This window comes from Kitasatospora arboriphila (assembly GCF_039528095.1).
GTDB classification, from domain to species: Bacteria; Actinomycetota; Actinomycetes; order Streptomycetales; family Streptomycetaceae; genus Kitasatospora; species Kitasatospora arboriphila.
Window position 1 is genome coordinate 1 of the sequence record NZ_BAAALD010000149.1, and the last position, 12103, is coordinate 12103.

Genomic DNA, 12103 nt, shown 5'->3' on the forward strand with positions numbered 1-12103 from the left:
ACCTCCGCCGCGCCGACCCGGGCGTCCGCGGCCGCCTCCAGGCGGCCGGCCAGTGCGCGTCCGAATTCCTCGTCATCCATGTCGGCTCACCTCCCGCTCGGGCGCGAGGTCGCGCCGGAGCGTGGTCATCGCCCGTCCGAGATGTGTCTTCGCCGTCGCGAGCGTGCAGCCCATCTCCTCGGCCACCGCGGAGACCGGCAGGTCGGCCCAGTAGCGGAGCACGACCGCGGCGCGCTGCCGCGCCGGCAGCGCGCGCAGGGCCGCGGCCAGTTGCTCGTCCCCCGCCGTCGTCTCGGGGCCGGCGACGTCCGGCAGGCGGTCGGTGAGGACCTCGCGCCTGGTGCGCCGCCAGCGGGAGACGTGCGTGCGCACCATGGTGCGGCGCACGTAGGCCTCGGTCGCCGACTCCTCGCGGATCGACCGGCGCCGGACGTACACCCGGGCGAGGGCGTCGTGCAGCAGGTCCCGGGCGTCGTGGAGGTCGCCGGTGATCAGGAACGCCGCGCGGAGCAGCGCCTGGTACCGCGCTCCGACGAAGGCGTCGAACGGGTCACCCTTCATCGTCATGCCCACCTGACGCACCGGCGGGCCGGAACGGACGACAGACCGGGAGGAAATCTTCCGCCGGGAACGCGAGGGGCCGACCCCGGCGGGGTCGGCCCTGTGCCTGCGGCGGTCAGCTCTCGCGGTCGGCCCGGCGGCGGCGCACCCAGGTCGCCGCTCCGCCCGCCACCACGACCAGTCCGCCGGCCACCGCGTAGAGTCCGGCCGAGCCGCCGACCGAGCCGCTGACCGGCGGCACCATCTGGGCCGCGGCCGGCTCGGGGGACGGCTCCGGGCCCGCCGTCGCACCGGCGGCTTCCGCGGCCGGGGCGGCGATCCCGGTGGCTGCCAGGCACAATGCCGCGCCGCCGACCATCCGCGCCGCCCGGTAGGAGCGAATCACGTCCCTTACCCCCAGATCGAGCCCCTCAACCCCTTCGTACGGGTCAGACCGTATCCGATGGAACGGTTCGATCTGACCGGGATTCAGGTCCCAGCGGCCAAGCGTTGCAGGACCGTTGTGTACGGCGCCGAATCCTCACGAACCGCTCCCGGGAGCCCTCCGCGGGTGCCGTCCGGTGGGCGCGTGTCAGGAGTTGTAGGTGCCCTGGGCCCGCTCCAGCCCCTCGGAGAGCAGCGCCTCCACGGCGTCCGCCGACCGGTCCACGAACCAGTCGAGGTCCTTGCGCTCGGCGGAGGAGAAGTCCTTCAGCACGAAGTCCGCGACCTCCATCCGGCCCGGCGGGCGGCCGATGCCGCAGCGGATCCGGTGGTAGTCGGCGCCGAGCGACTTGGTGATGGACTTCAGCCCGTTGTGGCCGTTGTCGCCGCCGCCGCACTTCAGCCGCAGGGCGGCGTAGTCGATGTCCAGCTCGTCGTGGATGGCGACGATCGCCCCGTTGGGGACCTTGTAGAAGTCGCGCAGCGCCGTGGTCGGCCCGCCGGAGAGGTTCATGAACGTCATCGGCTTGGCCAGCACCACGCGCCGGCCGGCCAGCCGGCCCTCGGCGACCTGGGCGCGGCTCTTGTGCGCCTTGAACTTCGCGCCCATCCGCTCCGCGAGCAGGTCCGCCACCATGAAGCCGATGTTGTGCCGGTTGCGGGCGTAGCCCTCGCCGGGGTTGCCCAGGCCCACGACCAGCCAGGGTCCCGTGTACTCGTCCGCCACCGCGCTCATCACCGATCTCCGCTCGCCTCGTTCCTGCGGGTCCATTATCCGCAGCGGCGCCGCGCCCGGCCGTGGCAGGGGCGTCCGCGGCGGCGGCGCGGGGCGGCGTACCGTCGTGACGACGACCGCCGCCGGACCGGAGGACCGCCCGTGACCGCACCGACCGCCGCACTGGCCGCCGAGCTCGACGCGGAGCTGCAGGGCTCCGTGGTGCCCGGCCGCGCCGAGCAGGAGAAGGCGTACCTGAAGAGTTCGCTGCGCCATCTCGGGGTCCCGGTGCCGGGGATGCGCGCCGCGGTGCGCGGTCTGCTCCGGCGCCACCCGGGGCTGGACCGGGCGGCGGTGCTGGCGCTGGTCGAGGAGTTGTGGGCGCGGCCGGTGCACGAGTCGCGCAGCTGCGCCGGGTTCCTGCTGGAGGCGCGCGAACGGATGCTGGTGCCGGCCGATCTGGCGCTGCTGGAGCGGATGCTGGAGCAGTGCGACACCTGGGCGCACGTCGACGTGATCGCGCCGAAGGCGGCCGGTCCGCTGCTGCTGCGGTACCCGGGGACGGCGGAGGTGCTGCTGCGCTGGAGCCGCCGGGACGAGCTGTGGGTGCGCCGGGGCGGGGTGCTGGGCCACCTCCCGGCGCTCCGCTCGCCGGAGCGGTTCCCGCTCTTCTTCGGGGAGTTCGGGGCGCTCGCGGACCCGTTGCTGACGGATCCCCGGTTCTTCGTGCGCAAGGCGCTGGGCTGGTTGCTGCGCGAGGGTGCCAGGCACCACCCGGAGGAGGTCTGCGACTGGCTGGCCGGGCGGCTGCCGCGGGTCTCCGGGCTGACGCTGCGGGAGGCGCTGAAGCCGGTGCCGCAGGAGGTCCGGCTGCGGCTGCGGCTGCTGCCGGGGCACGGCTGAGCGGCGGCCGGGCCCGGGAACGCCGCCGCCCCCGGCCGCTCCTGGGGTCAGGAACGGCCGGGGGCGGCGGAAGCGGATCCGGCGGGGATCAGGCCTCGACGGCCTCGCCCTCGGCGGCCTCCTCCTCGGTGGCCTCGGGGGCCTGGGCGCCGATGACCTGCAGCACGACGGCGTCGGCCTCGACGGCCAGGGTCGTGCCCTTCGGCAGGACGATGTCACCGGCGGTGATGGAGGCGCCGGCCTCCAGGCCCTCGACGGAGACGGTGACCGACTCGGGCAGGTGGGTGGCCTCGGCCTCGATCGGGAGGGCGTTCAGCACGTTCTCGATCAGGTTGCCGCCGGGGGCCAGCTCGCCCTCGGTGTGGACCGGGATCTCGACGGTGACCTTCTCGCCGCGCTTCACGAGGAGCAGGTCGACGTGCTCGATGCTGCGCTTGATGGCCTCGCGCTGGACGGCCTTCGGCAGGACGTACTCGTCCTTGCCCTCGATCGGGACGACCAGCAGGGCGTTCGGGGTCTTGAGGGCCATCATCAGGTCGTGGCCGGGCAGGTTCAGGTGGACCGGCGCGTGGCCGTGGCCGTAGACGACACCGGGGACGAAGCCGGCGCGGCGGGCGCGACGGGCGGCACCCTTGCCGAACTCGGTGCGGGTCTCGGCGGCAAGGCGGATCTCGGACACGACTGCACTCCTCGGGAGAAAGACTGGCGCGGGTGCAGGAACGACAAAAACCGCCGGGCCACACCCTCAAGTTCCTTGGGGGTCGCTCGGCGGCGGACGACTACTGGAAGCAGCGCGTCGATCACGGTTGCGGTACCCGTACGGGCACACGGCATCCCTCGCCGAGCAGTTCCACGAGTCTAACCGGTGGTGGCGTCAACGTGAAATCGGCCCCCGCACGCGTGGCGTGCGGGGGCCGGACGTCCGGGGCGGACGGTCAGTGCACGCCCTCGAAGAGGCTGGTCACCGAGCCGTCCTCGAAGACCTCCTTGATCGCGGCGGCGATCGAGGGGGCGATCGAGAGGGTGGTCACCTTGTCCAGCTGCAGCTGCTGCGGGGTGGGCAGGGTGTTGGTGAAGACGAACTCGCTGACGCGGGAGTTCTTCAGGCGGTCCGCGGCGGGGCCGGAGAGCACGCCGTGGGTGGCCGCGACGATCACGTCGGCGGCGCCGTTGTCGTAGAGCGCGTCGGCGGCGGCGCAGATGGTGCCGGCGGTGTCGATCATGTCGTCGACCAGGACGCAGACCCGGCCCTTGACGTCGCCGACGACCTCGGCGGACAGGATCGTGTTGGCCTGCGTCATGTCGCGGCGCTTGTGGATGATCGCCAGCGGGGCGTCCAGGCGGTCGCACCACTGGTCCGCGACCTTCACCCGGCCGGCGTCCGGCGAGACGATGGTGAGCTTGGAGCGGTCGACCCGCTCGCCCACGTAGTCGGCCAGCATCGGCAGCGCGAACAGGTGGTCCACCGGGCCGTCGAAGAAGCCCTGGATCTGCGCGGTGTGCAGGTCCACGGCCATCAGGCGGTCGGCGCCGGCCTGGCGGAGCAGGTCGGCGACCAGGCGGGCCGAGATGGGCTCGCGGCCGAGGTGCTTCTTGTCCTGCCGGGCGTAGCCGTAGAACGGCAGGATCGCCGTGATGCTGTGCGCCGAGGCCCGCTTCAGCGCGTCGATCATGATCAGCTGTTCCATGATCCACTGGTTGATCGGAGCCGTGTGGCTCTGGATCACGAAGCAGTCCGCGCCGCGGGCCGACTCCAGGAAGCGGACGTAGATCTCACCGTTCGCGAAGTCCAGGGCCTTGGTGGGAACCAGTTCGGTGTCGAGTGCCCGGGCCACCTCCTCCGCAAGCTCGGGGTGGGCACGGCCGGAGAAGAGCTTGAGCTTCTTCTCACCCGACGTCGTGATCCCGCTCACTGCACCGTCTCCTCGCGTTGCTGCCGCACATGGACCCGCCACGGCGCACCCGGGCAGCAGCGCTCGGGGACGTCGGTCGGCAGGGGATTTGGAGTACGCCGGGACGAGTACGGTCAGCCCAGTGGCGCACGTATGTACTCCAGGTTACGCGGTGCGCAGGGAACCGTCCGCCCCGGGACCGTTTCCCAAGATCCCCCGCAGCCGCTCAGGCCTCGGGCGTCCCGGACGCCTCGGCCTTGGCGGCGGCCTCGGCGGCGGCCGTGCCGGGGCGCTTGCGGGCGACCCAGCCGGCGATGTTCCGCTGCTGCGCCCGGGCGACGCCCAGCGAACCGGCCGGGACGTCCTGGTAGATCACCGAGCCGGCCGCCGTGTAGGCGCCGTCGCCGACGGTCACCGGGGCGATGAACATGTTGTCCGAGCCGGTGCGGCAGTGCGCCCCGATCACGGTGCGGTGCTTGTTGACGCCGTCGTAGTTGACGGTGACGGAGGCCGCGCCGACGTTGCTGCCCTCGCCGATCGTCGCGTCGCCGATGTACGAGAGGTGCGGCACCTTGGCGCCCTCGCCGAGCTCGGAGTTCTTGATCTCGACGTAGGTGCCGGCCTTGGCCTTGCGGGCGAGCTTGGCGCCCGGGCGGAGGTAGGCGTAGGGGCCCACCGAGGCGGACTCGCCGACCTCGGCCTCGATCACCGTGGCGTTGCTCACAGTGGCGCCGGCGCCGATGGTGCTGTCGGTCACGGTGGAGTTCGGGCCCACGGTGCAGCCCTCGCCCAGGTGGGTGGCGCCCTGCAGCTGGGTGCCGGGCAGCACGACCGCGTCCGGCTCGTAGCTCACCTGGACGTCGAACCAGGTGGTGGCCGGGTCGACGACGGTGACGCCGGCCCGCATGGCCTGCTCCAGCAGCCGGTCGTTGAGCATCCGGCGGGCCTCGGCGAGCTGCACCCGGTCGTTGATGCCGAGGATGTCGCGGAAGTCGTCGGCGACCACGGCGCCGACCCGGTGGCCGCCGGTGCGCAGGATCTCCAGGGTGTCGGTGAGGTACTCCTCGCCCTGGACGTTGTCGGTGGTGAGCCGGCCGAGCGCCTCGGCGAGCAGCTTCGCGTCGAAGGCGAACACACCGGAGTTGATCTCGGAGACGGCGCGCTGCTCGTCGGTGGCGTCCTTGTGCTCGACAATCGCGGCGACCGCGCCGTGGTCGTCGCGCAGGATCCGGCCGTAGCCGTTCGCGTCCGGCACCACGGCGGTCAGCACGGTGACGCCGTTGCCCTGCTCGGCGTGCGCCTCGGCGAGGGCCCGCAGGGTGGCGCCGGTGAGCAGCGGGGCGTCGCCGGTGGTGACGAGCACGGTGCCGTCGAGGGCGGTGCCGTCGGCGGTCAGCGCGTCGAGGGCGGTGCGGACGGCGTGGCCGGTGCCGTTCTGCTGCTCCTGGACGGCGGTGCGCACGCCCGCGTAGTGCTGCTCCAGGTGGGCGGCGACGAGCTCGCGCAGGTGGCCGACGACCACGACGAGGTGCTCGGGCTCCAGCTCCTGGGCGGCGGCGACGGCGTGGCCGACGAGGGACCGGCCGCAGATCTCGTGCAGCACCTTCGGCAGCCGGTTGGACTTCATCCGGGTGCCGCCGCCGGCGGCGAGCACGATCACGGCAGCGGTCTTCTTGGCAGTCACGCGGAGGGCTCCTCGGTTGTTCTGAGGGAGGGTCGGGCGCGCCTGCCGGACGGTCGGGGCTGTGTGCGGAGCTCCCGGAGGAGGATTCGAACCCCCATAAGCTGGACCAAAACCAGCTGTCCTGCCCTTAGACGATCCGGGACGGATGCCGTGCACGGGTGACGCGCCGACGGACGTCGGCGGGCAATGCAGGGCTAAGAGTACGGGGTGCGCCGCTCTGCATCCACCACCCTCCGGAGTCCCGCCGGTGCGACACGTCTTCCCATCGGATGCCCGGGAACCTACGATGCCGTAGGTTACGCCTACGTAGGTTCCGCTCCCTCCCGAGGACGCCCCCATGACCATGCAGGCCGGTGCAGCACCCACCATGGCGGCGCAGAAGCCACCCGCCCAGGTCTCCGCGACCCTCGGCGGGGAGAAACAGGGAATGGCCGAGCGGATCACCCTGGGCCTGTTCATCGCCGTCCCCTTCCTGGCCCTGCTGGCCGCCGTCCCGGTGGCCTGGGGGTGGGGCCTCGGCTGGACGGACGTCGCGATCGCGACCGTCATGTACTTCGTGTCCTGCCACGGCATCACCGTCGGCTACCACCGCTACTTCACGCACGGCTCCTTCAAGGCCGCCCGCCCGCTGCGCATCGCCATGGCGGTGGCCGGCAGCCTCGCCGTGGAGGGGCCGCTGGTGCGCTGGGTGGCCGACCACCGCAAGCACCACCGGTTCAGCGACAAGGAGGGCGACCCGCACTCCCCGTGGCGGTACGGCGAGAGCGTGCCGGCCCTGGTGAAGGGCCTGTTCTGGGCGCACATGGGCTGGCTCTTCGACGAGGAGCAGACCCCGCAGCACAAGTACGCCCCGGACCTGATCGCCGACCCGGCCATACGGCGGGTCTCCCGGCTGTTCTGGCTCTGGACGGCCCTGTCGCTGCTGATCCCGCCGGTGGTCGGCGGACTGGTCGCGATGTCGTGGCAGGGGGCGCTGTCCGCCTTCTTCTGGGGTTCGCTGGTACGGATCGCCCTGCTGCACCACGTGACCTGGTCGATCAACTCGATCTGCCACGCCGTCGGCGAGCGGCCGTTCAAGTCCCGCGACCGGTCCGGCAACGTCTGGTGGCTGGCGGTGCTCTCCTGCGGCGAGTCCTGGCACAACCTGCACCACGCCGACCCGACCAGCGCCCGGCACGGTGTGCTGCGCGGCCAGGTCGACTCCTCGGCCCGCCTGATCCGCTGGTTCGAGCGTGCGGGCTGGGCGACCGACGTCCGCTGGCCGGGGGCCGAGCGGATCGACGCCCGCCGCGCCGTATGACCCGCCCGCTGCAGCATGATGTAGGGGTGAACGGGAGCAACGCAGACACCGCGGACGGCCATCAGCACGCGACCGGCGGGGACGGCGCCGCGGTGGGCCGCACCCGCTCCGCACCGGCCGCGCGCGGCGGCCGGGCGGGCGGCCGGGTCCGGATGACCGGCAAGCAGCGGCGCGAGCAGCTGCTGGAGATCGGCCGGTCGGTCTTCGCGGAGCGCGGCTACGACGGCACCTCGGTCGAGGAGATCGCCGAGCGCGCCGGGGTCTCCAAGCCCGTCGTCTACGAGCACTTCGGCGGCAAGGAGGGGCTGTACGCCGTCGTGGTCGACCGGGAGATGCAGCTGCTGCTGGACATGGTGACCGGGGCGCTGACCGGCGGGCACTCCCGCGAGCTGCTGGAGCAGGCGGCCTTCGCGCTGATGGACTACATCGACACCTCGACCGACGGTTTCAAGATCCTCGTCCGGGACTCGCCGGTCGCGCAGTCGACCGGCAGCTTCGCCTCGCTGATCAGTGACATCGCCACCCAGGTCGAGGACATCCTGGGACTGGAGTTCAAGTCCCGGGGATTCGACCCCCGGCTGGCACCGATGTACTCGCAGATGCTGGTCGGAATGGTCGCGCTCACCGGCCAGTGGTGGCTGGAGGTGCGCAAGCCGCAGAAGGCCGAAGTGGCCGCCCATCTGGTGAATCTGGCGTGGCACGGCCTGGAGGGCCTGGAGCGGCATCCGAAGCTGGTGGGCGAACGACGGGTGTGACGGCACCGAGGTGGTCGCGTGGCGGTCTTCATTCTGGCAGTGGGGGCGGCCTGCTGCCTGGGCCTGGGCTTCGTGCTGCAGCAGCACGCCGCCCAGCGTGCCCCCAAGAGCGACCTGCTGCACTGGCGGTTGCTCCTCGACCTGGCGAGGATGCCGGACTGGCTGATCGGCCTCGGCTTCATGATCGCCGGCCTGGTGCTCAGCGCGGTCGCGCTGAGCCAGGGCGAGGTGGCACTCGTCGAGCCGCTGCTCGCCACCAACCTGGTGTTCGCCATGCTGATGGCCCGCAGGCTCACCGGGACACGGCTGGGCCGCTCCGGCTGGGCCGGGGTGGCGCTGATCGCCCTGGGGGTGACCTCCTTCATCGTGGCGGGCCGTCCGCAGGGCGGCGGCACCGAGGCCGGCCACCTGCGCTTCTGGCTGGTGGTCGGCATCGTCTCGGGGCTGGCCGTGCTGCTGGTGCTCGTCGCCAAGCACATGCCGCTCTTCGAGGAGGCCACCCTGCTCGCGCTCGCCGCGGGACTGCTCTACGGGCTGCAGGACGCCCTGACCCGGATGACCACCGAGCGGCTGGACGAGCACGGCATCGGCGCGGTGGTGCACAGCTGGCAGCCGTACGCGGTGGTGGTGATCGGCGTGGTCGGCCTGCTGCTGGTGCAGTCGGCCTTCGAGGCGGCACCGCTGCGGATGTCGCTGCCCGCGCTGACCGCGGCCCAGCCGCTGACCGGGATCGCCTGCGCGGTCGGCTTCCTCGGCGACCGCCTGCGGGTGACCCCGGTCGCGGTGGCCTTCCAGGTGGTAGGGCTGCTGGCGGTGGTGGGCGGCGTCGTCCTCCTCGGCCGCCACCCGGCCATGCCGGGCCACCACCACTTCCACAAGTAGGGGCCGCCTCAGCCCCCCACGCGCCCCTGCAGTGATCCCCTACCGGCGTTGCGCGACGGCGAAGATGCGGCGGAAGGGGAAGACGGTGCCGTGCTCCCCGGCCGGGTAGGCCTCGCGCAGGAGGGCGCCGTAGGCGGCGAGGAACTCCTCCCGGTCGGCCGGGTCGGTGAGCCGGGAGAGGACGGGCCGCAGGGCGGTGCCCTTGACCCACTGCAGCACCGGGTCGGGGCCGGCGAGCAGGGTCAGGTAGGTGGTCTCCCAGACGTCCGCGGTGCAGTCGGCCCCGAGCAGGGTCTGCAGGTACTCGGCGCTGTCGTGCACGCCGGCCCGTTCGGCGCCCTCGCCGAGGGCGTCCCGCCAGCGGGCGCTGCCGCGGAGCCCGGCGAGCAGGGTGTGGCTGGGCGCGTCGAAGTTGCCGGGCACCTGGAAGGCGAGCACCCCGCCGGGCCGCAGGGCGGCCGCCCAGCGGGCGACCAGGGACAGGTGGTCGGCGCGGTCGGCGCCGTCGGGGTTGAGCCACTGCAGGGTGGCGTTGGAGACGATCGCGTCGGGGGCGGCGCCGGCCGGGTCCCAGGTGCGGGCGTCGGCCAGGAGGTAGGCGGCGTGCGGTTCGCCATCGGTGCGGGCGGTGGCGAGCATGTCCGCGGAGTTGTCGACGCCGGTGAGGTGGGCGTCGGGCCAGCGTTCGCGCAGGACGGCGGTGGAGTTGCCGGGGCCGCAGCCGAGGTCGAGGACGACGGGGGCGGCCGGCAGGGCGGGCATCCGGGCGACGAGTTCGTGCAGCGGGCGGGTGCGTTCGTCGGCGAAGCGGAGGTACTGCACGGGGTCCCAGGCGGTGGCGGGCATGGCGGCCTCCCAAGTATCTCGACATCAAGATATCCAGTCGAGAGGGTGCGCGTGAAAACTCTCGATGTCAAGAGACTTCACATCGACACAACCCCCGATACACTGATCGTCATGGAGGACGAGGTCGACCGCCTGGTCGCAGCATGGCGCCGAGAGCGCCCCGACCTCGACGTGGAACCGCTCGAGGTGCTCAGCCGGGTCAGCCGACTCGCCCGGCACCTGGACCGTGCCCGCCGCACCGCGTTCGCCGAGCACGGCCTGGAGCCGTGGGAGTTCGACGTGCTGACGGCGCTGCGCCGGGCCGGTTCCCCCTACCAGCTCTCCCCCGGCCAGCTGCTCACCCAGACCCTGGTCACCTCCGGCACCATGACCAACCGGATCGACCGGCTCACCGGCAAGAACCTCGTCCGCCGGCTGCCCGACCCGGACGACCGGCGCGGAGTGCTCGTCCGGCTCACCGACGACGGCCGCGACAAGGCCGACCAGGCGCTCGCCGGTCTGCTCGCGCACGAGCGCGAACTCCTCGCCCAGCTCAGCCCCGACCAGCAGGGCGAGCTCGCCGCGCTGCTGCGCTGCCTGGTCGCCCCCTTCGACCAGGCCGGCTGACCGCTCCCCGTCGCCGGCCCTCCCGGGGCCGCCCGCGCCTCAGAAGCCGTCCGGGTACGGGGTGGCCAGGGCCGGCACCGGGACGGCCTCGGGCGTCCGGTAGCCCGGCAGCAGCTCCGCCAGCCGGTCGCGCACCTCGGCGTCCGCGTTAACCTTCGCCGCCGCGTACAGCCCGGTCAGGCCGCCGGCCAGGTCCTCCGGGCCGCCGTCGCCGACCACCGTCGCGAAGATCCGGCCGTGCTCGGTCGGCAGCCGCTCCTCGCCCTCCGAGAACAGCGCCTCGTTGAGCTTCTCGCCCGCCCGCAGGCCGGTGTAGCGGATCTCCACGTCCTCCGCGCCGAGCTGCACCTGCCGGGCGAAGTTGTGCACCAGGTCGACAATCCGCACCGGCTCGCCCATGTCGAGCACGAAGACCTCGCCGCCCTCCGCCATCCGGCCGGCCTCCAGCACCAGGCCGACGGCCTCCTCGATGGTCATGAAGAAGCGGGTCACGTCGGGATGGGTGACGGTCACCGGGCCGCCGCTGCGCAGCTGCTCCTCCAGCACCGACAGCAGCGAGCCGCGCGAGCCCAGCACGTTGCCGAACCGGACGGCCGAGAACACCCCGGTGCCCAGGTTCCGGGCGTCCCGGGCGTTCGCCCGGACGATCAGCTCGGCCAGCCGCTTGCTCGCGCCGAGCACGGAGGTCGGATCGGCCGCCTTGTCCGTGGAGATCAGCACGAACCGTTCCACGCCGGTGGCCAGCGCCGCCTCCACCAGGTGGTCGGTGCCGAGGACGTTGGACTTCACCGCCTCGCTCGGGTGCCGCTCCAGCAGCGGCAGGTGCTTGTGCGCCGCCGCGTGGAACACGACCTCCGGGCGCAGGTCGCGGAAGATCTGCTGGATCCGCGGCCGGTCCCGGATGTCCGCGATCACCAGCGAGTCGTCGGTGAGCAGCGCCTCGCCCCAGATCTCCAGCTGGAGCCGGTGCAGGTTGGACTCGTCGTGGTCGAGCATGTACAGCTCGGACGGGTTGAAGGCGTGCACCTGGCGGCAGAGCTCGCTGCCGATCGACCCGCCCGCGCCCGTCACCAGCACCCGGCGGCCCTCGATCACCGCCCGGACGTCCGGCGAGACCACGTGCACCTCGTGCCGGCCGATCAGCTTGTTGACGTCCAGGCTGCGCAGGTCCGAGCCGACCACCTCGCGGCGGAGCGCCGACAGGAAGGACGGCAGGTAGCGGACGGCCGCCCCGGCCGCGGCCGCCGCCGTCGCCAGCGCCCGTACCTGCTGGTGCGGCAGCCCCGGGATCGCCAGCACCACCACCTGCGCGCCGTGCGCCACCGCCAGCGGCGTCAGTCCGGCCAGCGGGCCCAGCACCGGAACGCCGTCCACGGCCGTGCCCGCCTTGGCGGGGTCGTCGTCGAGGACGCCGACCGGGGCGAGGCCGAACTCCGGGGTCCGGATCAGGTCGCGGACCAGCGCCGACCCCGCGGCGCCACCGCCGATCACCAGGGTGCGCAGGCCCGGCGGGCCGGCGGGCGCCCCCGCGCGCGG

13 protein-coding genes and 1 tRNA gene are annotated in these 12103 nt (G+C 72.9%); 5 read left to right on the top strand and 9 right to left on the bottom strand.

The annotated features are described in order from the left end of the window. Positions 1–72: 72 nt before the first annotated feature. The 3 genes from ABD353_RS37520 to pth all read right to left on the bottom strand — a co-directional run bounded on the left by ABD353_RS37520 (position 73) and on the right by pth (position 1720). The gene (locus tag ABD353_RS37520) at positions 73–567 is read right to left on the bottom strand and encodes a SigE family RNA polymerase sigma factor (RefSeq protein ID WP_344628210.1); all 495 of its coding nucleotides are present in this window, start codon (positions 565–567) and stop codon (positions 73–75) included. 109 nt (positions 568–676) lie between these two features. Beyond that, a complete protein-coding gene (locus tag ABD353_RS37525; protein WP_344628211.1) occupies positions 677–946 on the bottom strand; it encodes a hypothetical protein in 270 nt (89 codons plus the stop codon). Between the two features lie 186 nt (positions 947–1132). Beyond that, entirely contained in the window at positions 1133–1720 is a 588-nt protein-coding gene (pth, locus tag ABD353_RS37530) for an aminoacyl-tRNA hydrolase (RefSeq protein ID WP_344628212.1), read from the bottom strand. Between the two features lie 141 nt (positions 1721–1861). Here pth and ABD353_RS37535 point away from each other — a divergent pair, with 141 nt between their 5' ends. Then, positions 1862–2602, top strand: a complete 741-nt coding sequence (locus tag ABD353_RS37535) for a DNA alkylation repair protein (RefSeq protein WP_344628213.1) — start codon at positions 1862–1864, stop codon at positions 2600–2602. An 88-nt stretch (positions 2603–2690) separates the two neighbouring features. On the opposite strand, the gene ABD353_RS37540 is transcribed toward ABD353_RS37535, so the two are convergent. The 4 genes from ABD353_RS37540 to ABD353_RS37555 all read right to left on the bottom strand — a co-directional run bounded on the left by ABD353_RS37540 (position 2691) and on the right by ABD353_RS37555 (position 6320). After that, a complete protein-coding gene (locus tag ABD353_RS37540; protein WP_344628214.1) occupies positions 2691–3281 on the bottom strand; it encodes a 50S ribosomal protein L25/general stress protein Ctc in 591 nt (196 codons plus the stop codon). A 256-nt stretch (positions 3282–3537) separates the two neighbouring features. Then, positions 3538–4515, bottom strand: coding sequence for a ribose-phosphate diphosphokinase (locus tag ABD353_RS37545; protein WP_344628215.1), 978 nt, complete (start codon positions 4513–4515; stop codon positions 3538–3540). A gap of 205 nt (positions 4516–4720) precedes the next feature. Further along, the gene (gene glmU, locus ABD353_RS37550) at positions 4721–6178 is read right to left on the bottom strand and encodes a bifunctional UDP-N-acetylglucosamine diphosphorylase/glucosamine-1-phosphate N-acetyltransferase GlmU (RefSeq protein WP_344628216.1); all 1458 of its coding nucleotides are present in this window, start codon (positions 6176–6178) and stop codon (positions 4721–4723) included. Positions 6179–6249: 71 nt separating this feature from the next. Further along, positions 6250–6320, bottom strand: a tRNA-Gln gene (locus ABD353_RS37555). Positions 6321–6521: 201 nt separating this feature from the next. Here ABD353_RS37555 and ABD353_RS37560 point away from each other — a divergent pair. From ABD353_RS37560 to ABD353_RS37570, 3 genes are read left to right on the top strand one after another with little or no spacing between them, the layout of a single operon-like run. Next, positions 6522–7478 carry an acyl-CoA desaturase gene (locus tag ABD353_RS37560; RefSeq protein WP_344628221.1) on the top strand — a complete coding sequence of 319 codons (957 nt, stop codon included), beginning with the start codon at positions 6522–6524 and terminating at the stop codon, positions 7476–7478. Between the two features lie 26 nt (positions 7479–7504). Continuing rightward, a complete protein-coding gene (locus ABD353_RS37565) occupies positions 7505–8233 on the top strand; it encodes a TetR family transcriptional regulator (protein ID WP_425555334.1) in 729 nt (242 codons plus the stop codon). Between the two features lie 18 nt (positions 8234–8251). Further along, positions 8252–9115 (top strand): DMT family transporter, encoded by an 864-nt coding sequence (locus tag ABD353_RS37570; protein ID WP_344628217.1) that lies wholly within the window; start codon positions 8252–8254, stop codon positions 9113–9115. A 39-nt stretch (positions 9116–9154) separates the two neighbouring features. On the opposite strand, the gene ABD353_RS37575 is transcribed toward ABD353_RS37570, so the two are convergent. Further along, positions 9155–9961, bottom strand: coding sequence for a methyltransferase domain-containing protein (locus tag ABD353_RS37575; RefSeq protein ID WP_344628218.1), 807 nt, complete (start codon positions 9959–9961; stop codon positions 9155–9157). A gap of 111 nt (positions 9962–10072) precedes the next feature. Here ABD353_RS37575 and ABD353_RS37580 point away from each other — a divergent pair, with 111 nt between their 5' ends. Next, a complete protein-coding gene (locus ABD353_RS37580; protein WP_344628219.1) occupies positions 10073–10567 on the top strand; it encodes a MarR family winged helix-turn-helix transcriptional regulator in 495 nt (164 codons plus the stop codon). Positions 10568–10606: 39 nt separating this feature from the next. On the opposite strand, the gene ABD353_RS37585 is transcribed toward ABD353_RS37580, so the two are convergent. After that, positions 10607–12103 (bottom strand): polysaccharide biosynthesis protein (locus ABD353_RS37585; RefSeq protein WP_344628220.1); only part of this gene is annotated, 1497 nt, incomplete at its 5' end.